At 68.9% G+C, this 19,748-nt stretch carries 23 protein-coding genes and 1 tRNA gene; 8 read left to right on the top strand and 16 right to left on the bottom strand.

The features are described 5' to 3' along the window. Positions 1 to 105: 105 nt before the first annotated feature. Positions 106 to 867, bottom strand: coding sequence for an amino acid ABC transporter ATP-binding protein (locus ACTWNK_RS06540; protein WP_474302730.1), 762 nt, complete (start codon positions 865 to 867; stop codon positions 106 to 108). Between the two features lie 15 nt (positions 868 to 882). Next, on the bottom strand, positions 883 to 1,713 hold the full coding sequence (locus ACTWNK_RS06535; protein ID WP_474302728.1) for an amino acid ABC transporter permease: 831 nt from the start codon (positions 1,711 to 1,713) through the stop codon (positions 883 to 885). Between the two features lie 213 nt (positions 1,714 to 1,926). On the opposite strand from ACTWNK_RS06535, the gene ACTWNK_RS06530 reads away from it, so the two are divergent. From ACTWNK_RS06530 to ACTWNK_RS06520, 3 genes are all read left to right on the top strand, one after another. Beyond that, a complete protein-coding gene (locus ACTWNK_RS06530; RefSeq protein WP_474302726.1) occupies positions 1,927 to 2,409 on the top strand; it encodes a hypothetical protein in 483 nt (160 codons plus the stop codon). Then, a complete protein-coding gene (locus ACTWNK_RS06525; RefSeq protein WP_474302724.1) occupies positions 2,402 to 2,635 on the top strand; it encodes a helix-turn-helix transcriptional regulator in 234 nt (77 codons plus the stop codon). Before ACTWNK_RS06530 ends, ACTWNK_RS06525 begins: the two co-directional genes overlap by 8 nt. Positions 2,636 to 3,701: 1,066 nt before the next feature. Continuing rightward, the gene (locus ACTWNK_RS06520; RefSeq protein WP_474302722.1) at positions 3,702 to 4,424 is read left to right on the top strand and encodes a DUF4386 domain-containing protein; all 723 of its coding nucleotides are present in this window, start codon (positions 3,702 to 3,704) and stop codon (positions 4,422 to 4,424) included. An 8-nt stretch (positions 4,425 to 4,432) separates the two neighbouring features. Here the strand turns inward: ACTWNK_RS06520 and ACTWNK_RS06515 are convergent, their stop codons facing one another. The 5 genes from ACTWNK_RS06515 to ACTWNK_RS06495 all read right to left on the bottom strand — a co-directional run bounded on the left by ACTWNK_RS06515 (position 4,433) and on the right by ACTWNK_RS06495 (position 7,902). Beyond that, positions 4,433 to 4,714 (bottom strand): DUF2283 domain-containing protein, encoded by a 282-nt coding sequence (locus ACTWNK_RS06515; RefSeq protein WP_474302720.1) that lies wholly within the window; start codon positions 4,712 to 4,714, stop codon positions 4,433 to 4,435. Between the two features lie 117 nt (positions 4,715 to 4,831). Then, positions 4,832 to 4,904: transfer RNA gene (locus ACTWNK_RS06510), tRNA-Thr, on the bottom strand. 20 nt (positions 4,905 to 4,924) lie between these two features. Beyond that, on the bottom strand, positions 4,925 to 5,896 hold the full coding sequence (gene rlmB, locus ACTWNK_RS06505; RefSeq protein WP_474302718.1) for a 23S rRNA (guanosine(2251)-2'-O)-methyltransferase RlmB: 972 nt from the start codon (positions 5,894 to 5,896) through the stop codon (positions 4,925 to 4,927). Between the two features lie 52 nt (positions 5,897 to 5,948). Continuing rightward, a complete protein-coding gene (gene cysS, locus ACTWNK_RS06500) occupies positions 5,949 to 7,346 on the bottom strand; it encodes a cysteine--tRNA ligase (protein ID WP_474302716.1) in 1,398 nt (465 codons plus the stop codon). Positions 7,347 to 7,515: 169 nt separating this feature from the next. Further along, positions 7,516 to 7,902 carry a PPOX class F420-dependent oxidoreductase gene (locus ACTWNK_RS06495; RefSeq protein WP_474302714.1) on the bottom strand — a complete coding sequence of 129 codons (387 nt, stop codon included), beginning with the start codon at positions 7,900 to 7,902 and terminating at the stop codon, positions 7,516 to 7,518. 53 nt (positions 7,903 to 7,955) lie between these two features. Here ACTWNK_RS06495 and ACTWNK_RS06490 point away from each other — a divergent pair, with 53 nt between their 5' ends. Further along, the gene (locus tag ACTWNK_RS06490; protein ID WP_474302712.1) at positions 7,956 to 9,089 is read left to right on the top strand and encodes a DUF2637 domain-containing protein; all 1,134 of its coding nucleotides are present in this window, start codon (positions 7,956 to 7,958) and stop codon (positions 9,087 to 9,089) included. An 85-nt stretch (positions 9,090 to 9,174) separates the two neighbouring features. Next, entirely contained in the window at positions 9,175 to 10,356 is a 1,182-nt protein-coding gene (locus ACTWNK_RS06485; protein ID WP_474302710.1) for a fumarylacetoacetate hydrolase family protein, read from the top strand. Here ACTWNK_RS06485 and ACTWNK_RS06480 read toward each other — a convergent pair. The 4 genes from ACTWNK_RS06480 to ACTWNK_RS06465 form a co-directional block, all read right to left on the bottom strand. Next, a complete protein-coding gene (locus ACTWNK_RS06480; RefSeq protein WP_474302708.1) occupies positions 10,353 to 10,619 on the bottom strand; it encodes a GlsB/YeaQ/YmgE family stress response membrane protein in 267 nt (88 codons plus the stop codon). The two genes, ACTWNK_RS06485 and ACTWNK_RS06480, sit on opposite strands and share 4 nt — an antisense overlap. A 92-nt stretch (positions 10,620 to 10,711) precedes the next feature. After that, positions 10,712 to 10,984 (bottom strand): GlsB/YeaQ/YmgE family stress response membrane protein, encoded by a 273-nt coding sequence (locus ACTWNK_RS06475; RefSeq protein ID WP_474302706.1) that lies wholly within the window; start codon positions 10,982 to 10,984, stop codon positions 10,712 to 10,714. A 189-nt stretch (positions 10,985 to 11,173) separates the two neighbouring features. Further along, on the bottom strand, positions 11,174 to 11,659 hold the full coding sequence (ispF, locus tag ACTWNK_RS06470) for a 2-C-methyl-D-erythritol 2,4-cyclodiphosphate synthase (protein ID WP_474302704.1): 486 nt from the start codon (positions 11,657 to 11,659) through the stop codon (positions 11,174 to 11,176). Between the two features lie 17 nt (positions 11,660 to 11,676). Beyond that, entirely contained in the window at positions 11,677 to 12,159 is a 483-nt protein-coding gene (locus ACTWNK_RS06465; RefSeq protein ID WP_043624891.1) for a CarD family transcriptional regulator, read from the bottom strand. A gap of 404 nt (positions 12,160 to 12,563) precedes the next feature. On the opposite strand from ACTWNK_RS06465, the gene ACTWNK_RS06460 reads away from it, so the two are divergent. Beyond that, the gene (locus ACTWNK_RS06460; RefSeq protein ID WP_474302701.1) at positions 12,564 to 13,154 is read left to right on the top strand and encodes a copper chaperone PCu(A)C domain-containing protein; all 591 of its coding nucleotides are present in this window, start codon (positions 12,564 to 12,566) and stop codon (positions 13,152 to 13,154) included. A gap of 200 nt (positions 13,155 to 13,354) precedes the next feature. Here the strand turns inward: ACTWNK_RS06460 and ACTWNK_RS06455 are convergent, their stop codons facing one another. Together ACTWNK_RS06455 and ACTWNK_RS06450 are read right to left on the bottom strand one after the other, a co-directional pair. After that, positions 13,355 to 14,047, bottom strand: coding sequence for a response regulator (locus ACTWNK_RS06455; protein WP_474302699.1), 693 nt, complete (start codon positions 14,045 to 14,047; stop codon positions 13,355 to 13,357). Continuing rightward, positions 14,044 to 15,213: a sensor histidine kinase gene (locus ACTWNK_RS06450; RefSeq protein ID WP_474310852.1), complete on the bottom strand. Its 1,170-nt coding sequence runs from the start codon at positions 15,211 to 15,213 to the stop codon at positions 14,044 to 14,046. The genes ACTWNK_RS06455 and ACTWNK_RS06450 overlap by 4 nt, the downstream gene beginning before the upstream one ends. A 164-nt stretch (positions 15,214 to 15,377) precedes the next feature. Between ACTWNK_RS06450 and phoU the strand changes: the two genes are divergently transcribed. Together phoU and ACTWNK_RS06440 are read left to right on the top strand one after the other, a co-directional pair. After that, a complete protein-coding gene (gene phoU, locus ACTWNK_RS06445) occupies positions 15,378 to 16,022 on the top strand; it encodes a phosphate signaling complex protein PhoU (protein WP_474302697.1) in 645 nt (214 codons plus the stop codon). Positions 16,023 to 16,181: 159 nt separating this feature from the next. Further along, a complete protein-coding gene (locus tag ACTWNK_RS06440) occupies positions 16,182 to 17,075 on the top strand; it encodes a glycoside hydrolase family 19 protein (RefSeq protein ID WP_474302695.1) in 894 nt (297 codons plus the stop codon). A 59-nt stretch (positions 17,076 to 17,134) separates the two neighbouring features. Here ACTWNK_RS06440 and ACTWNK_RS06435 read toward each other — a convergent pair whose 3' ends face one another. Genes ACTWNK_RS06435 through mshA form a run of 3 tightly spaced genes read right to left on the bottom strand, consistent with a single transcriptional unit; the run spans position 17,135 to position 19,614 of the window. Beyond that, positions 17,135 to 17,878: a phosphoglyceromutase gene (locus tag ACTWNK_RS06435; RefSeq protein WP_474302693.1), complete on the bottom strand. Its 744-nt coding sequence runs from the start codon at positions 17,876 to 17,878 to the stop codon at positions 17,135 to 17,137. Between the two features lie 9 nt (positions 17,879 to 17,887). After that, on the bottom strand, positions 17,888 to 18,370 hold the full coding sequence (locus ACTWNK_RS06430) for a type III secretion system chaperone family protein (RefSeq protein ID WP_474302691.1): 483 nt from the start codon (positions 18,368 to 18,370) through the stop codon (positions 17,888 to 17,890). A gap of 11 nt (positions 18,371 to 18,381) precedes the next feature. Next, a complete protein-coding gene (gene mshA / locus ACTWNK_RS06425; RefSeq protein ID WP_474310850.1) occupies positions 18,382 to 19,614 on the bottom strand; it encodes a D-inositol-3-phosphate glycosyltransferase in 1,233 nt (410 codons plus the stop codon). Positions 19,615 to 19,748 lie beyond the last annotated feature (134 nt).

Below are 19,748 nucleotides of genomic sequence, written 5' to 3'. Positions count from 1 at the left end.
TCGTCGGTAGTACAGCCGGGCCTGGTGTCGTCGGCGATACAGCCGGACCTGGGGTCAGAGCACTCGCGTCGGCGCCAGGGGCGGTAGTGCAGCCGGACCTGGTGTCTAGAGCACCCGCGCCAGGAAAGCGGCGGTTCGTTCGGATTCCGGGGTGCGCAGGACTCGTCTGGCGGGGCCGCGTTCCGCGATGACGCCTCCGTCGAGGAACACGACCGTGTCCCCGACCTCTTCGGCGAAGCCCACCTCGTGCGTGACGACGAGCATCGTCATGCCCTGGCCCGCCAGGTCACGCATGACACCCAGCACCTCGCCGACCAGTTCCGGGTCAAGCGCGCTCGTGGGCTCGTCGAACAGCAGCACCGAAGGGTCCATGGCCAGCGCCCTGGCGATCGCCACCCGCTGCTGCTGGCCCCCCGACAGCTGCGCCGGGTACTTGCCCATGTGCGTACTGAGTCCCACCCGGCCGAGCAGTTCGAGCGCCCGGGTCTCGGCGGCCTTGCGCTCACGCCCGAGCACCACGGTCGGGCCGAGCATCACGTTCTCCAGCGCGGTCAGATGGGCGAACAGATTGAACTGCTGGAAGACCATCCCCATCTTCCGCCGCGCCATCGCCACCCGCCGCTGCGAGGACTCCACCAGCCGTCCGTCGCGCGGCTCGTAGCCGACCAGTTCGCCGTCGACGGCGACGAGTCCCGCGTCGAGCGACTCCAGATGGGCCACACATCGCAGCAGTGTGCTCTTGCCGCCGCCCGAAGGCCCGATGAAGCACACGACCTCACCCGGCTCGATGTCCAGGTCGATGCCTCGCAGGACCGGTGTGCCGCCGTACGCCTTGTGCAGCCCGCGCAGGCTGACCGCGCCTTTCATCCCATCACCCTCCGCTCATCGCTTCAATGTCCGCTCAAGCCAGTGCTGGCCGAGTGAGGCCAGGCTGACGAGCGCCAGGTACCAGAGCGAGGCCACGATCAGCAGGGCGATGACCTGGTAGTTCTGCCCGTAGATCTGCTGCGCCCTGGTCAGCAGGTCACCGCCGCCGATGACCGAGACCATCGAGGTGCCCTTGAGAATGAGCACGAACTGGTTGCCGAGCGCCGGAAGAATCACCCGTACGGCCTGCGGCACCACGATCCGCCGCGACGCCTGCCCCGGCGTCATGCCAATCATCAACGCGGCGTCCACCTGCCCTCGGGGCACGGCCAGGAAGCCACCTCTGATGATCTCCGCCATGTACGCCGCCTCGTGCAGCGCCAGTCCGAACAGTGCGGCGATGAACGGCGTGATGAGGGTGTTCGCCTCGCCGTACCAGCCGAATTCGGTGCCGGGAACGCCGATGCCGATCCGGGGGAACAGCAGCGCGAGGTTGAACCAGAACACCAGCTGGACCAGCAGCGGCGTACCCCGGAAGAACCAGATGTAGCTGACGCACGCGGCGCTCAGCACCGGGTTCCCCGACTGCCGCATCAGGGCCAGGACCATTCCGATGGCCAGCCCGAGCACGAGCGTGGACACGGTGAGCAGGAGGGTGACGCCGACCCCGCTGAGCACGGGTTCGGCGAGCAGGTAGGAGCCGATCACACCCCAGTCCAGATTCGGACTGGTGACCACGGTCCACCCCAGCCAGGCGCCCAGCGCGACCAGAATCACGCCGAGCCCCCAACGCGAACCAAGCCGCCGTCGAGGCGCGATCTCCATCTTGGAGAGTTCGTCGAGCACGCGACGAAAGTAGGACTCTTATCGGGGTTACGGCTTGTCCGAGACCGCACTCTTGTGGGCTTTCCCGGCACTGATGCCATCCTGGCTATGTCAAAGATTCTAGACATGATGTAATGTATGGCATACATTCACATGAGGGATCTCCGAGAAACCCGCACTCGCGGACCCCGAGCTCCCGCTTACCCACCCACCCGCCCGGATAGGAGCGATTCCATGCCACTGGAAGGGAACACCCCGCCACCGTTAGAGGAGGACGACGACCGCGTCACCATGACGTTCGAGGAGCGCAACTCCTGGCTCTACGCGATCATCGTGCCCGTGTCCACACTCGCCTACCTCGGCGTCGTCGCCCCCCGCCTGCTCGATCAGCCCGCGGCCGACGTCTCCTGGGTGCCGCCCATGCTGTGGGCCATCGGCGCCAGCGTCCTCGGCAGCATCATCGGCTCCATCGTGCTCGCCCTCGCCACCCGCAACCACGACTCCACGACCGACATCCGCGACCGCCAGATCACCGGGTACGGCGACCGCATCGCCCAATCGTTCACCGCATTCGGCGCGGCGGCCGTCCTGGTCCTGGCGATGTTCGAGACCGACCCGTTCTGGATAGGCAACGCCATCTTCCTCATCGGCGCCATCGGCGCCACCTGGGGAGCCATCGCCAAGATCCGCGCCTACCGGGGTGCATTCCATGGGTAAGCCCACCCTCGTGACCAACCGCATCCGAGCCTTGCGTTTCGCCTGCGACGAGATGACCCAGGCGGCATTGGCGGAACGCATTGGGGTTACTCGGCAGACTGTGATCGCCATTGAGCAGGGGAGGTATTCACCTTCGTTGGAGATGGCGTTTCAGATCGCTCGGGTGTTCGGGGTGGGGTTGGATGACGTGTTTCAGTATCCGGGCGGGGGTGGGGAGGGGAGTTAGGTAGGTAGTTAGGTGGGTGTTTCGGGTGCCTGAGGAGGTCTTTGTGGCTCTTTGGGGCTCTTTGGGGGCTGGGTGAGCGCTTGGCAAGGGCTCCCGGGGATCTGAGCGCTTGTCTGGGCTCTCGTCACATGTTGTTTTCTAGGAATGTGGGCGCTCGTCGGACTTTGCCTATGGGGTCGGACGCTCGCGGGGGGTGTTCTTTGCAATGCCTGGCTGCCTGGGTTCGCCTTTCGTTGAAGCCTGTTTCGTTGCGGCTCGTTTCGTTGCGGCTCATTGAGGCTTTCTTTTACACAGGCTGAGCGGCGTTTCTCGTGGTGCGTGTCGATCGCCCTGTTCGGCATGTCGTACCGGTATCGGCTTCCGACGCGGCAGTCGGCTGTCTCGGCGACGCCGTTCGTGGTTCGCCTCAACCCTTATCCCGTGTGGCACTGACAAAGGCGGGGCCGCCGGATCCCTCCCAAACGAGGAGTGCGCGACTCCGCGTCACTTCCCTCACGCCACCCAACTCAGCCATGCCCGACTCAGCTCTGCCCTGGTGTACCCACCCGCTGTCCGACTGGTCTGCCTCTCCTCCCCTCTGTTGTGCCTCTCCCTACCTGCGCCCCTTCCTCTCACCCGCCTCCCACCCAGTCGCCCACTTGCCCACCTGCCCACCTGGCCACCCGGCCAGCCGGCCACCCGGCCAGCCAGCGTCACCGACGACTCACCTGCCCTGTCCGCGCACCTCCAGCTTCACCCACATCTCGCCTTGCCCTTCCGCGTCCCGCTCTCACCGCGCTGCTTGAGCCTTCGGCAGCAGAGTCGCCCTCCAGTGACACCTCACGTTGCCTGCGCGAACGCGTTTGCTCCGGCTGACGCCTAACGCACTCTGCCAGGAGCTCTTGGCGACCACGCCCTCTCTACCGGGCCTGGTGCGCTACCGCCCCTTCGCTGCCCACCACGCATTGCTCAGCCTGCGTCACGCTCGACTCCCCCATTCCCATCTCGCCCCTCCCTCCCGCCTTCCCTCCCCTCCCTTCTGCCGCGCTTTGCCGTGCCGGAAATATGACCACATGAAGGAGTTCCAATGCCCTTCCCCTCCCCACCCGCTCGTCCGAAGACGCTCGCCAGAATCGCCGGCCTGCTCTACCTGGCGCTCGCCGTACTCGGCACATGGGCGGAATTCGCAGGTCGCCGAGCCGTTCGCGTACCGGGCGACCCAACCGCCACAGCGGCGAACATCGCCTCACACGAGACGCTGCTCCGCCTTTCCCTCGGCGCCGACATCGTCCAGGCCACGACGTTCGTCCTCCTCGGCCTCACGCTCTACCGCCTGCTCGAACACGTGCACGCCCGGCACGCGACGACGCTCATGGTGTTCGTCTCGGTAGGCGCGATCTCGATCCTCGTCAACCTCGTCTTCCATGTCGCCGCCCTGCTCATCGGCACCGACCCGGCGTACGCCACCGCCTTCGGCCCACCCGGCACCCGCGAGGCCCTCGCCCTGCTCATGCTCGACATCCACCACTACGGCTACACGCTCGGCGGCATCTTCTTCGGCCTGTGGCTGCTCCCGATGGGCCTGCTGGCCCTCCGCACGCCGATGTTCCCGAACTTCGCAGGCTGGACCCTGATCATCGGCAGCATCGCCTGGCTCGCCGACCCGGTGCTCGGCTTCACCCTCCCGAACCTGCCCTCCGCCATCCGCACGGCCGTGTCCCTGCCCACTGCAGTGGCGGAGTTCGGCCTGATCATCTACCTCCTGACCATCGGCGTACGCTCGACACCGCCCGCACCGACACCCCGCTAAACACCCCCTCACTCCACCGAACCCGGCCAAGCCGCAACAATCTCAATCCCGATCACCTGGCCATCCTCATCCAGATCCAGATTGACCATCGCCCCCTCCACCGCGACCGTACGCGCCACACCCCCCGGGGCGATCGGCCCACGCAAGTACACATACGCCGCCTCGGCCTGCGGGTCATAGGTCCATTGACCGTCATGCGATTCCAACGCCATCACGCCTCCTGCACCCTGCCATGCCTGCTGTGCCTGCCGTACTTGCGAACCGCCTTGCTGATGATCCAGCCTGCCCAACGACCCGGCCCCTTGACGTCCCCCAGAGACCCGCAAGGCACTCGACCGGCTGGCGTCGCTGCTGTACAAGATCGAAAAGGCCCCTCCCGGCGTACCGGAAGGGGCCTTTCACCTGTGAGCCGACGAGGGGAATCGAACCCCTGACCTTCTGTTTACAAGACAGATGCTCTGCCGATTGAGCTACGTCGGCGCGGCCTATCAGTCTAGGGCCTAGTGGCGGCGGTGTCGCGCCACCTCGTACAACGTGACGCCGGCGGCGACTCCCGCGTTGAGGGATTCGGCGGCGGCGTGCATCGGGATGCGGGCCACGACGTCGCACTGTTCGCGGACGAGGCGGGACAGGCCCTTGCCTTCGGAGCCGACGACGATGACGACGGGCTCGGTGAGGAGGTCGACGTCGCCGATGTCGGTGCGGCCTTCGCCGTCGAGGCCGACGATGAAGAGGCCGGCCTCGCGGAGTTCGCGCAGGGAGGCGGTGAGGTTGGCGGCGCGGGCGACGCGGAGGCTGGCCAGGGTGCCTGCGGAGGTCTTCCAGGCGCCGCCGGTGACGCCTGCGGCGCGGCGTGAGGGGATGAGCAGGCCGTGTGCGCCGAACGCGGCGGCCGAGCGTGCGATGGCGCCGAGGTTGCGCGGGTCGGTGACACCGTCGAGTGCGACGATCAGCGGGACCTCGGCGGCGTCCTGCGCGATGGTGACGAGCTCGTCGTGGTGCGCGTAGTCGTAGGCGGGGATCTGCAGGGCCAGGCCCTGGTGCACGGCGCCTTCGGTGATGCGGTCGAGCTTCTCCTTGCCGACTTCGAGCAGCGCGACGCCGTTCTCCGAGGCGATCTTCACGGCCTCGCGGACGCGGTCGTCGTTGTCGATGCGCAGCGCGACGTACAGGGCGCTGGCGGGCACACCGGCCCGCAGGGCCTCCAGGACGGGGTTGCGGCCGCCGATGTACTCGGGGGCGTCGTCGGGGCGCCTGGTGCGGACCTGGCGCTTGGCGCCGCCGCCCGTCGAGCCGCCCCTGGCCTCGCGGTCGATGCGCTCGGTGCGGGCCTTGTCCTTGTACCAGTGCCGGGCTTCCGCAGGCGGGGTCGCGCCCCTGCCCTCCAGGCTGCGGCGCACATTGCCACCGGTGCCCTTGGAGGGGCCCTTCTTCTTCGCGGGCCGTCCAGATGCCCTACCGCCTGCTGCCATACCGTCTAGGGTACGGGCTTGGCCGCAGTCGCCAGGCCAGTACGGCCCGGCTTCAGCGTGACAGCTCCCAGCGGGCGCCCTGCGGGGTGTCCTCGACCAGGATCCCGGCCGCGGCGAGACGATCGCGGATGGCGTCGGCCGCGGCGTAGTCCTTGCGCCCGCGCGCCGCCTGCCGCTGTTCGACGGCGACGGCGACCAGGGCGTCGACGACCTCGCGCAGCCCGGAGGCGTCGCCGGTCGAGCGCCACTGCGGCGAACGGGGGTCGAGGCCGAGCACGTCGAGCATGTTCTGCGTCTCGGCGAGCAGCCTGGCGACGGCCTCCTTGTTGCCCTGGGCCAGGGCGACGTTGCCCTCGCGCACGACCTCGTGCACGACGGCCATGGCCTGCGAGGTGGCCAGGTCGTCGTCGAGGGCGTCGGTGAAGGCCTGCGGCAGCGGCGCGTCGGCGTCGACGTCGTGGATGACCTCGGCGGCGCGCGAGACGAAGCCCTCGATGCGCTGGTAGGCGGCGGCGGCCTCCTGAAGGGCCTTCTCGGAGTACTCGATCGAGGAGCGGTAGTGCGGCACGGCCAGGTAGTAGCGCAGCTCGACCGGGCGGACCTTCTTGGTCACCTCGGGGATCAGCAGGGAGTTGCCGAGCGACTTGCTCATCTTCTCCGCGCCGATCTTGAGCATGCCGTTGTGCATCCAGTAGCGGGCGAAGCCGTCGCCCGCCGCGTGGGACTGTGCCTGCTCGTTCTCGTGGTGGGGGAAGATCAGGTCGAGCCCGCCGCCGTGGATGTCGAACGTCGGGCCGAGGTACTTGGTCGCCATCGCCGAGCACTCCAGGTGCCAGCCGGGCCTGCCCGCGCCCCACGGCGTCGGCCAGGTCGGCTCGCCCGGCTTCTCGCCCTTCCAGAGGGCGAAGTCGCGCGCGTCGCGCTTGCAGGTGGGCTTGTCGGAGTCCTGGGCGGCCTGCATGTTGGCCAGCTTCTGGTTCGACAGCGAGCCGTAGCGGTCCTCGTAGGACACGGTGTCGAAGTAGACGTCGCCGTCGGCGGCGTAGGCGTGCCCGGCCTCGATGAGGCGCTCCATGAGCACGATCATCTCCGGCACGTGGCCGGTCGCCCGCGGCTCGACGGTCGGGGGCAGGCAGCCGAGCGTGTTGTACGCCCAGGTGAAGGCGCGCTGGTTGCGCTCGGCGACCACGAACCACGGCACGCCCTCGGCTGCGGCGACTCGAATGATCTTGTCGTCGATGTCGGTGACGTTTCTGCAGAATGTCACGTCATATCCGGACCTGGTCATCCAGCGCCTGAGCACGTCGAAGTTGACGCCGGACCGGATGTGCCCGATATGGGGCGGAGCCTGCACGGTGGCCCCACACAGATAGATCGACGCCCGCCCGGCTTCGAGCGGAACGAATTCGCGAATGGCTCGCGTGGCGGTGTCGTAAAGGCGCAGGCTCACGAAGGCAAGGCTAACGCCTTACCACGCCCCGCAGTCCGCATAACGCTGACGTCAGGGGGTCACCACCACGCCTGCTCACCGACGCGCCCGCCCAGCCGTACCGGTCACCGCCACCCGTCGGCGTGACCCTCACCTGCGCGGGTCACCGCCATGCGATCAGCGTCATCGCTCAGCCGTGCCAGACGATCTTGGTGGGGTTCACCCTGACGATGAGGCGCTCGACGCCGGGCTCGTCGTCCCAGCCCTTGCCCGTGTACTTCAACGCCAGTTCCTGGATCAGGGCGCCTTCGGGGTCCTCCTCCAGGGTGACCGTGCCGCGTACCTCGACATAGCGGTACGGGTCCGCCGGGTCGATCACCAGCAGCGAGGCGCGCGGGTCGCGCTCGAAGTTGCGCGGCTTGCGCCGTCCCCTGACCGTGGAGAACAGGATGTCCTCGCCGTCGGTGCGTACCCACACGACCGAGGCCTGGGGGCCGCCGTCGGGGTTCACCGTGCTCACGGTGGCGTAGTTCGGCCCGTCGAACAGTTCGCGAACGTCGTCTGTCAGCTCTGCCATGAATGCTCCTTGATCGGTCTGTCCGGCCATTGTTATGTAGGCTCGAACACGCCATGGACGTGACTCCCCCCCTCACGCTGCGCCGTGTGGGCGTCGCCGTCGCCGGTCTCGGCGTCGCGGCCCTCGCCGGTGCGGCCTGCGTGCTCTCCTTCGACGACCTGCGCTCGCTCGCCATCACGGGCGGCGCCGACCCCAGGCTCGCCTATCTGTACCCTGCGGGCTTCGACGCGCTGCTCGCGGTGACGCTGATCAGCGTGCTGCTGCTGCGTTCCGGGCGTGTCCTGGTACGCGCCCAGGCGGGGGTGGTGCTGGCCCTGCTCATCGTGGCCGCCGCGACCGCGGGCGTCGCCACGACCGTCGGCCTCGCGTGGGACGCGCGCCAGGTGTCGATCGGCGTCGCCGTCGCACCGTGGGTGATGCTGGCCGTCGCCCTGTGGTTGTGGCTGGTGCTCATCAAGCACGTCCAGGCCCGCCGCTCCGCCCACACGCCCCCTCCCGCCGATGACGACATCGTCCCCTTCGAGGGAGTACGGCAGGCGCCCCCGATGGAGGAGGCGGCCGAGCACGAGTACGAACGCGACGAACCGCCCCTCCCGCTCGTGGGCCCCACACCCGCCCCCGAAACCCCCCAGGTCCCCGACCTTCCCCCACTGCCCGAGCCCCGGCCCGAGCCACGCCCCGAACCCCGGCTGCCCGACCCGGCCCCCGTCGTCCAGGAGCCCGACGCCGTCCAGCCGATCGCCCCGCCGGACCCCGACCCGGTCCACACCCCGGACGCCGCCGACCCGGCCGAGACACGGACCGAGACGCAGACCGAGGAAGTCACCCAGCCGATCCGAGCGGCAGTCCCCCACCCCGCCCCCACCCTCGACGACGACCCCCAGCCTCAGCCGCAGCTCACCAAGCCGGTCCGATGGGGCGACCGCGTCAAACCGGGCGACGACGTCCTCGTCCACCCACGCCCGGCCGAGACGGCGGTGACCGACAAGGACGCCGACACCCAGCCGGTGCGGGTGTTCGCCCACGAGCCGCCGAGGTCGCGAGGCCGTACCCGGGCCCGTGTCGCCGACCCCGCGCACGGCCCGGAGGCCGGCGACGAGGAGGAGGCGGGCGACGAGAGCGGCGCCGACGCGCCCTCGGGGCGGCTGCGCAGCACGCCGGTCCCGCCGGAGGCCCCGGAGCAGTAGGCCGCGACCAGGCGGAAGAGGAAAGCTTGACCCGTTCGGAATGGCGGCCTGACCCGATGGCGGGCATCGTCCTGCCGTGGCGATCATGTCCTGGGTACCCGTTCCCGAGGGGAGCGGCTTCCCGGTCCAGAATCTCCCCTACGGTGTCTTCTCCCGTCGTGGGGAGCTGCCGCGTGTCGGCGTCGCGATCGGCGAACAGGTCCTCGACCTGCACCTGCTCACCTCGGAAGGCGCACTGCCCGACGCCTACTGGTTCGCCTCGGGCACGCTGAACTCCTTCCTGGCCGCCGGGCCGAGGGCCTGGCAGGGCGTGCGGAGCAGGCTGACGGAGCTGCTGACCGACGAGTCGCACCGAGCGGGTGTGCTGAAGTGCCTGCTGCCGTTGGCCGAGGTACGGCTGCATCTGCCGTTCAATGTGGCCGACCTGCTGATGTTCCAGACGTCGATCGAGCACGCGAGCAATCTGGGCCGCATGTTCCAGCCGCCCGGCCGCGACCCGCTGCCTCCCGCGTGGCGCAGGATGCCCTTGGGGCAGTACGGCAGGGCGGCCTCGGCCGTCGTGTCCGGCACGCCCGTCGTACGGCCGCACGGGCAGGTGAAGGGCGTTCTGGGGCCCACCGAGCGGCTGGACTTCTCGGCCGAGCTCGGGTTCGTCGTCGGTGTGCCTTCGGCGCCGCCGTACCCGCTGGACACGCATGCCTTTCCCGACCACGTGTTCGGTGCGGTGCTGCTCAACGTGTGGCGGGCCTGGGATGTCATGGCGGCCGAGTCGAGGCCGCTGGGGCCCTTCCTCGGGCAGTCGTTCACGGTGTCGGTGTCGCCGTGGGTGGTGCCGCTCTCGGCGCTGAACCAGGCCAGGGTGCCGCAACCGGCCCAGGAGCCGCTTCCCGCGCCGTATCTCACGGTGGCCGACGACTCGGGGCTCGCGGTGTCGGTCGAGGTGGAGCTGAACGGGCACCGGGTGGCGGAGCCGGGCTTCGCCGGGCAGTACTGGACGGGACCGCAGTTGCTGGCGCACAGCTCGATCACGGGCGCGCTGCTGCGCACGGGCGACCTGCTGACGTCGGGGCCCATCGCGGGCGCGGGCACGCTGCTGGACCTGACGTGGAACGGCAGAGACCCGCTCGGGTTGCCTGACGGCTCCGAGCGGGTCTTCCTCCAGGACGGTGACAGCGTGCTCGTCACCGCCGGCGCTCCCGGGCCCGACGGGGCCAGGATCGGGTTCGGCGAGGTGTCCGGCGTGGTGCAGCCGGCGCTGCTCGGCTAGACCCGCGAGCGCCTGAGGCCGGCCACCAGGCCGACACCCACGATGGCGAGCACCACCTGCATGACGAGTTCGATCCAGTCGATCCCGTCGGTGGTGGCGACGTTCAGTACCTGGGCGATCGCGGTGCCGATGAGGGCGGCCACGATGCCGACGACGATGGTGAGAATCCAGCCGATCGGCTGCTTTCCAGGCAGCAGCAGACGGCCGAGTGCGCCGATGACGGCCCCGATGACGATGGCGCCGAGAATGGACTCAATAGTCATGAGAACCTCCCCGCGGGGCGAAATCTTCGCTCCCACGGGGAGGTGGCTACCCGATCCTTGGGCATTATGCGTAACGATTGCGAAACGCCAGGTCAGGTAGTCGGTTTGCGGCCCGTCTGGGACCGTACGACCAGCAGGACGCCGATCGCGGCGAAGACGACCTGGATGATGTGCTCCCACCAGTTGAATCCGGGCGTGTCGGCAAGGCCGAACATCGCGGCCACCAGAGTGCCGAGCAGAGCGGCGACGATGCCGACGATGAGGGTCATGGCCACCGAGATGTTCTGCTTGCCCGGCACGATGAGGCGGCCGAGTGCGCCGATGACGATGCCGAAGACGATCGCCCAGATGATCGATCCGATCATGTAAACCCCCCGTATATCTCACAGGAGGCCATACCCGACATCTCGCATGTCTACCCATGGAGAAGCCCAGGTAGAAGACGGCGGCCCGTACCGCGCCAGTGACGAACCGCCGTCTCCATGACTTCGGCGGACCCTGTTGCGCACCGCCCGCCGGGATACCCTCAACGCATCCACATGTGAGACGCGGGGTTACCCGATCTGGTTGACCTCGGCGACGACCAGAGCCGTGGCTATCGCGGCGATTCCCTCGCCCCTGCCGGTCAGGCCGAGCCCGTCGGTCGTGGTGGCGCTGACGCTCACCGGAGCGCCGATCGCGGCACTCAGCACGCCCTCGGCCTCGGCCCTGCGCGGGGCGAGTTTGGGGCGGTTGCCGATGACCTGGACCGCCACATTGCCGATGACGAAACCGGCCTCGCGCACCTGGCGGGCCGTCTCGCTCAGCAGCGTGACGCCGGACGCGCCCGCCCAGCGCGGGTCGGACGTGCCGAACAACGCGCCGAGGTCGCCGAGACCGGCGGCCGAGAGCAGCGCGTCGCAGGCCGCGTGTGCGGCCACATCGGCGTCGGAGTGGCCGGCGAGCGCACGCTCACCGGGCCAGTGCAGGCCGGCGACGTGCAACGCCCGGCCTTCGGAGTCGTCAGATGCGAACGGGTGGACGTCGACTCCGACGCCCACCCGTGGAAATGTCGTGTTCAGGAGTTGAGAACCTCGTCGAGCAGGGCCTCGGCCTTGTCCTCGTTGGTCTTCTCCGCGAGGGCGAGCTCGCTCACCAGTATCTGCCTGGCCTTGGCGAGCATGCGCTTCTCACCCGCCGACAACCCACGCTCACGGTCACGCCGCCAAAGATCCCGAACAACTTCGGCGACCTTGTTGACATCACCTGACGCAAGCTTCTCAAGGTTGGCCTTGTAGCGCCGCGACCAGTTGGTCGGCTCCTCCGTGTGCGGCATCCTGAGAACGTCGAAAACGCGCTCAAGACCCTCTTGACCGACTACGTCGCGCACACCGACGAGCTCGGCGTTCTCAGCCGGCACCTGGACGGTGAGGTCGCCCTTGTCGACCTTGAGAACCAGGTAGGTCTTTTCCTCACCCTTGATGGATCGCTTGGTGATTGCTTCGATCCGAGCAGCCCCATGGTGGGGGTAGACGACAGTGTCGCCGACCTGGAAAGTCATGTGACAAGTACCCCTTCCGCTGTACTCCAGGGTACCACGCGTCCACAGCCTCCCGGAACAGTGAAATCACCATAACTGCAGGTCAAAGCCTCATTTTGGGGCTTGACAGGTATTCGAATCTATGAATCGGCATATCTGGCATAGCTAATGACCTGCGGGGGCGCGGATATGACCATGGAAGCCGATCGATAGGGTGGGCGCTGTTCAAACGCACGCGTCACTCGCGTTCATACGTGCGGGCACCCGCACATCTACGCGCGATTCCGCACGCGTGCTCGCCCCCGGGCGAACCCCTGTGAGCGAGCCCATGCCCGCGAGCTTCCGCCCGCGAGTCACCGCCCGCGAGCCGTTGCACGCGACCGTGCGCCCGACACCGGTGCACGCGACCCAAGGAGACCACGCACGTGAACAGCCGCCGCTGGACCATCGCAGCCGCCGCGCTCCTGGCAGCCCCGGTGCTGGCCGGCTGCGCCGCCGGTTTCGACGCGCCGACGAGCAAGCCCTACGCCCCGACCGAAGGCGCCGCGCTGATCGCCGACGGCGGTTACGGCACCCGCGACATCAAGATCCCGCAGGCGTTCGTCCTCGGCCCGGACTCGGGGGCACAGCTCGCCATCGGCGCCAGCGCGCCGCTGTACCTGCACGTGGTCAACGGCGGCGCCGCGCCCGACAGCCTCCAGGCCGTCACCGCCGAAGGCCTGGGCACGGTCAAGCTGACCGCCCCCATCCAGCTGCCGGTCGGCCAGGCGGTCGACACCGGCAGGCCGACGCCCAGTGTGATGATCACCGGCCTGTCCAAGACGCTGTCGGGCGGCGAGAGCGTGCGGCTGAACCTGCAGTTCGCCAATGCCGGCGTCGTGCCCGTGACGGTTCCGGTCATCACCCGCAGCCGCGAGTTCGCCTCCTACCCGGCGGCGCCCGGCGCGACCCCGGCGCCGACGCCCAGCGCCACGCCGACGGCACACGAGGCCGAAGAGGCCGCGACGGGCCACTAGGCCACCAGAGCCACCGAGATCCAGGACGAGCCTTCCAGGGCCCTCTGAGGGCCTGGGAGAGGCGAAAGGCGGCGCCCCGGTCCGACTCCGGGGCGCCGCCTTTCGCGTGGGCTCTCGGTCCCGCACAAGAACGACCTCACAGCCGCCCTCGGTCCTGCGCACGGGCGCCCTCACAGCCGCTCTCAATCCCGCGCAGGCGCTCAGTCCTCCACAGGGTCGAACTTGTAGCCGAGCCCGCGCACGGTCAGGATGCAGCGCGGGTTGGACGGGTCGGACTCGACCTTCGCCCTGAGTCGCTTGACGTGCACGTCGAGGGTCTTGGTGTCGCCCACGTAGTCGGCGCCCCACACCCGGTCGATGAGCTGCCCGCGCGTCAGCACCCGACCGGCGTTGCGCAGCAGTACCTCGAGGAGCTCGAACTCCTTCAGCGGCAGCTGCACCTGCGCGCCGCGCACCGCCACGATGTGCCTGTCCACGTCCATGCGCACCGGCCCGGCCGCGAGGATCGCCGACTCCAGCTCCTCCACCGCGTCGCCCTGGCGGCGCAGCACCGCCCTGATGCGGGCGACGAGCTCGCGTGAGGAGAACGGCTTGGTGACGTAGTCGTCGGCGCCGAGTTCGAGGCCGACCACCTTGTCGATCTCGCTGTCCTTGGCGGTCAGCATGATGACGGGGACCTTCGAGCGCTGCCTGAGCGAGCGGCAGACCTCGGTGCCGGGCAGGCCGGGCAGCATGAGGTCGAGCAGCACCAGGTCGGCGCCGTTGCGGTCGAAAGCCTCCAGCGCCTCGGGACCGGTCGCGGCGACCGAGACCTCGAACCCCTCCTTGCGCAACATGTAGGAAAGGGCGTCGGAGAACGACTCCTCGTCCTCCACGACGAGAACTCTGGTCATTGGGCTGCCTCCAGGGGAGTCGAGGTGGGTACTGCCACCGCGGTGCCGCCGAAGGCGGGCAGCCGCAGGGTGAAGGTCGATCCGGAGCCTTCCTTGCTCCAGACGGTGACCTCGCCGGCGTGTGCGGCGGCGACGTGCTTGACGATGGCGAGACCGAGTCCGGTCCCGCCGGTGGCGCGCGAGCGGGCCGCGTCCACACGGAAGAAGCGTTCGAAGATGCGCTCCAGGGAGCCTTCGGGAATGCCGATGCCCTGGTCGCTCACGCTGATCTCGACCGAGTCCCCGGCCGGTCGCGCGCTGATGACGACCCTGGTGTGGTCGGGGCTGTAGGCGACGGCGTTGTCGATGAGGTTGCGCAGCGCGGTGAGGAGCAGGTCCTCGTCGCCCCAGATGCGCAGCCCCTCGGTGCCTCCGGCGACCAGCGTGATGTCCTTGGCCGTCGCCTTGGTGTTGCTGTGGTCGATGGCGTCGTGCACGACCTCGTCGACGGGGACGGGACAGGGCGTGGGGATGGGCTCGGCGCCCTGGATGCGCGAGAGCGTGATCAGGTCCTGGACCAGGTAGGTGAGCCTGGCCGCCTCGTGCTGCATGCGACCGGCGAAGCGGGTGACCGCCTCGGGGTCGTCGGCGGCGTCCTGGATGGTCTCGGCGAGCAGGCTGAGCGCGCCGACGGGCGTCTTGAGCTCGTGGCTGACGTTGGCCACGAAGTCGCGGCGCACGGCCTCGACCCGGCGGCTCTCGGTCTGGTCCTCGGCCAGCACGAGGACGAGCCCGTGCGAGCCGAGCGGCGCCACCCGCACGGCGAAGTTGGTCGTCTCCTGGCCGAACTTGTGCCCGGCGACGTCCATCTCGCTCTCGCGGATCTCACCGTCGCGACGCACGTGCCTGGCCAGGGCCAGCAGTTCGGCCGCGATCAGGCGGTCTCCGCGTACGAGGCCGAAGGCGCGGGCGGCGGAGCTGGCCCGCAGGACGCGGTCGTCGGCGTCCAGGACGACGGCCGACGAGGGAAGTACGGCGAGCACCGACGCGACGCCCTGCGACATCACTGCCGCCTCGGACTCGTCGGCGGGTTCCTTCCTGCGCGGCGCCTCGATCTGGTTGCGATAGACCAGAACGGCGATCGCGCCGACGACGAACCCGGCCAAAGCCGCAAAGCTCATGGCCATCTCACCCATGCGTTCCTCCCTGCCGGACCTGCCGGACCACGCCTCGATGGTAGGTGGCTCTTCCAGGGTTACAGACCCCTCACCAGGGGATGAACGTGCACTTTCCCGGAAAGTTCATCTGACGGTCGAGGTTCGTTCATCGTCGCGCGCATAGCGTGGCTGACATGCGTGACGCCTATCACGAGGAACTTGATTCCCTCACGGAGAAGCTGGTCGAGATGACCCGCCTTGTCCGATCCGCCATCTCGCGCGCGACCACCGCGCTGCTCGACTCCGACCTTCAGCTCGCCGAGAGTGTGATCTCGGCCGACGAGCAGGTCAACCGCATCTTCGCGGAGATCGAGGCGTCCATCTTCGACCTCATGGCCAGGCAGCAGCCGGTCGCGGTCGACCTTCGCATGATCATCACCGCCCTGCGCATGGGCACCGACCTCGAACGCATGGGCGACCTCGCCGAGCACGTCGCCAAGGTGGCGCGACTGCGGCACCCCGACTCGGCCATCCCGCCGGAGATGCGCTCGACCATCCTGGAGATGGGCCAGATCGCCGAGCGCCTGGTCACCAAGGCGGGCACGTGCGTGGCCTCGCGCGACGTCGACGCCGCTCTAGAGCTCGACTCCGACGACGACGCCATGGACCGGCTGCACCGCAAGCTGTTCCGCACCATCCTCGACAAGGAGTGGAAGTACGGCGTCGAGCCCGCCATCGACATCACGCTGATCGGCCGCTACTACGAGCGTTACGCCGACCACGCGGTCCGGGTGGCGCGTGACGTGGTCTATCTCGTCACGGGGTCCCGCCCGGCCTGAAACCCCGTGGGGGCCGGGGTTCCCGGTCCCCACGCACGTCGTTTGCAGCACGCCTCGCGCAGCATGCACAACAAACGGATCAGGCTCTTGGCCCGTTTGATCGTTCTGGGATTGATTACCGCCATCCCCCTGAACGACGGTTGCAACAGGAGTGAACGAATGCTGAGCAAGCGCATCACGGCTTCCCTGTCCGCTGTGGGCATCGCCGCCGCACTGCTGGCCGCCCTCCCCGCCGCCTCCGCCGGCGCCGCCTCGACGAGCACCGCCGCGCCCATCTGCGCCGGCGCGTGGAACCCCGCACACGGCTACGCGGGCGGCCTCACGGCCTCCTACAACGGCCACAACTGGCGGGCGAAGTGGTGGACCAAGAACAACGTGCCGGGCGGCTCCTCCGGCATCTGGACCGACCAGGGCGCGTGCGAGGCGAGCGAGGGCAACTTCGTCGTCACCGAGGCCCAGTTCAACGCCATGTTCCCGAACCGCAAGCCGTTCTACACCTACACCGGCCTCGTCACCGCGCTGAGCGCGTACCCGGAGTTCGCCGGGACCGGTGACGACACCACCAAGCGCCGGGAGGCCGCGGCCTTCCTGGCCAACATCAACCACGAGACCGGCGGGCTCTTCCACATCGTCGAGGTGAACACCGCCAACTACTCGCACTACTGCGACCTCAGCAAGCCCTACGGCTGTCCGGCCGGTCTTTCGTCGTACTACGGACGCGGACCGATCCAGCTGAGCTGGAACTTCAACTACAAGACGGCGGGCGAGGCCCTCGGCATCGACCTGCTCAACAACCCGAACCTCGTGCAGACCGAGGCGTCGGTGGCCTGGATGACCGGCATCTGGTACTGGATGACGCAGAACGGCCCCGGCACCACCACGGCCCACACCTCGATGGTCACCGGACGCGGCTTCGGCGAGACCATCCGCAGCATCAACGGCACGCTGGAGTGCAACGGCGGCAACCCCCGCCAGGTGCAGAGCCGTATCAACGCCTACCTGCGCTTCGCCGACATCCTCGGCGTGACGCCCGGTGACAACCTGAGCTGCTAGCGGCCCGACGTACGAAGGCGGTGGGGAGAGCCTCTCCCCACCGCCTTCGTGCGTCCGCGTTACTTGCCCTGGTTGGCGACGGCCTCGATGGCCGCCTTGGCCGCGTCGGGGTCGAGGTACTCCCCTCCGGGCGTCACCGGCCTGAACTCGGCGTCGAGTTCGTAGCGCAGCGGGATCCCGGTCGGGATGTTGAGCCCGGCGATGTCGTCGTCGGAGATGCCGTCGAGGTGCTTGACCAGCGCGCGCAGCGAGTTGCCGTGCGCCACCACGAGCACCGTGCGCCCGGCCGAGAGGTCGGGGACGATCGCGTCGTACCAGTACGGCAGCATGCGGTCGACGACGTCCTTGAGGCACTCGGTGCGCGGCATCAGCTCCGGCGGGAGCTGGGCGTAACGCAGGTCGCCCACCTGGGAGAACTCGTCGGAGTCCGCGATCTGCGGCGGCGGCGTGTCGTAGGAGCGGCGCCACAGCATGAACTGCTCGTCGCCGAACTCCTCGCGCGTCTGCGCCTTGTTCTTGCCCTGAAGGGCGCCGTAGTGCCGTTCGTTGAGCCGCCACGAGCGCACGACGGGCAGCCACAGCAGGTCGGCCGAGCCGAGGGCCAGGTTGGCCGTGTGGATGGCGCGGTTCAGCAACGAGGTGTGCACGATGTCGGGCCGCACGCCGGACTCGACGAGCATGCGACCGCCCCGCCGCGCCTCGTCCTCGCCCTTCGCCGAAAGGTTGACGTCCACCCAGCCGGTGAACAGCCCCTTCGCGTTCCAGTCACTCTCGCCGTGCCGCAGAAGCACCAAAGTCGCCATGGCCCCAGCTTATCGACGCTCGGGATCGGCGAAACGGGCGAAGGCCTGCAGGTTGGCCAGCGACTCCCCGCGCTTGGCCCGCCACTCCCACTCGCGCCTGATCGACGAGGCGAAGCCCAGCTCAAGGGCACGGTCGAACCAGTCGTCCGAGTAGGTCAGCACGCAGCCGAGCAGCCGGTCGATCTCATCCACCGAGACGGCGGCCGGGGCCACCCTGCCCACGAGGTAGACGTCGCCGACCGGGTCGAGGCTGAAGTGCACGCCGTACATCGTGCCGTTCTTGCCCAGGAGCCAGCGGTAGAACTCGGCGTGGTTCTCGTCCGGCTGACGGCAGAAGAACGCCTCCACGTGCAGCGCCTGCTCACCGGCGATGAGCCAGGTCATGGTGGCGAGCTTGTGCTGGCCCGGCAGCTTGACGAGGAAGGCGCCGGGGCGCGGCTCGTCGTAGGAGACCTCGGCTGACCGCAGCGCTGCTTCGACGACCTCTCTCATACGGCACAAGCCTAGAGGGCGACCTGCAACGGGTTCAGGCGGGAACCCGCCGACGCGTAGACCTCCGACAGCCTGGCGGCCGTCGCGGTCCACCCGAAGGCGGCGGCATGCGCCCTGGCCCCCGACGACAGCCCGTCACGCCAGCGCGGCGAGGTGACGAACCTGTGCAGCACCCGCGCCCAGCTCTCGGTGTCGTGCCCGTCGACGAGCACACCGGAGATGCCGTCCCGTACGGCGGTGCGCAACCCGCCGACCGCCGCGGCGGCCACGGGCGTGCCGCAGGCCTGCGACTCCAGGGCGACGAGGCCGAACGACTCGTTGTAGGAGGGCACGACCGTGACGTCGGCCGCGCGGTACCAGTCGGCGAGCTCGTACTGCGGGGCGGGCGGCACCAGCCGTACGACGTCGGAGATGCCGAGTTCGTCGGCGAGGTCGGTGAGCAGGGACGGCCTGGCCAGGCCGTTGCCCGAGGGCCCGCCCACACAGGCGACGACGAGGTGATCGCGCAGCGAGGGGTCCTCGCGCAGCATCCTGGCGGCGGCGCGCAGCAGCACGTCGGGCGCCTTGAGCGGCTGGATCCTGCCGACGAACAGCAGCACGTGCGCGTTCTGCGGCAGGCCGAGCCGGTGCCTGGCGGCGCCCTGTGAGGCGGGCTGGAAGACGGTGAGGTTCACACCGGGGTTGACGACGGCGACGTGGTCGGCCGGGGCGCCGTAGAGCTGGATGAGCTCCTGGGCCTCGGCGTCGGTGTTGGCCACCAGCCGGTCGGCGATCTCCACGACCTGCTCCTCGCCGACGACCCTGGCCTGCGGCTCGGGCCTGTCGCCCTCGGCCAGCAGCAGGTTCTTGACCTTGGCCATGGTGTGCATGGTGTGCACGAGCGGCACGCCCCAGCGCTCCTTGGCCAGCCAGCCGACCTGGCCGGACAGCCAGTAGTGGGAGTGGATGACGTCGTAGTAGCCGGGCTCGTACATGGCCTCGGTGCGCAGCACGCCGGACAGGAACGCGCACATCTGCCCGGTCAGGTCGCCTCGGTCGAGCTCCTCGTAGGGACCGGCGGTGACGTGCCTGACCGTGACGCCGGGTGCGAGGTCGGCGACGGGGGGCAGGTCCCGTGAGGTCTGCCTGGTGAAGATCTCCACCTCGGTCCCGAGCTGGGCCAGGCGTTTGGCGGATTCGACGATGTAGACGTTCATGCCACCGGCATCACCTGTGCCCGGCTGGTCCAGCGGGGACGTGTGCATGCTGATCGTCGCGACCCGGTTCACCTTTCGGCGCCTCACCGGCCATCACCTCCAAGGGAGTAGTAACCATCCGAATCTTCACGACATTCCCGGCATGTGGATGACCCGGGGGTGGCGTCAGCGCGTCCTGGCAG

The organism is Nonomuraea sp. IBHARD001 (assembly GCF_056106265.1).
The sequence above is the reverse complement of the archived record's forward strand: the minus strand, read 5'-3'. Positions and strand labels throughout refer to the sequence as shown.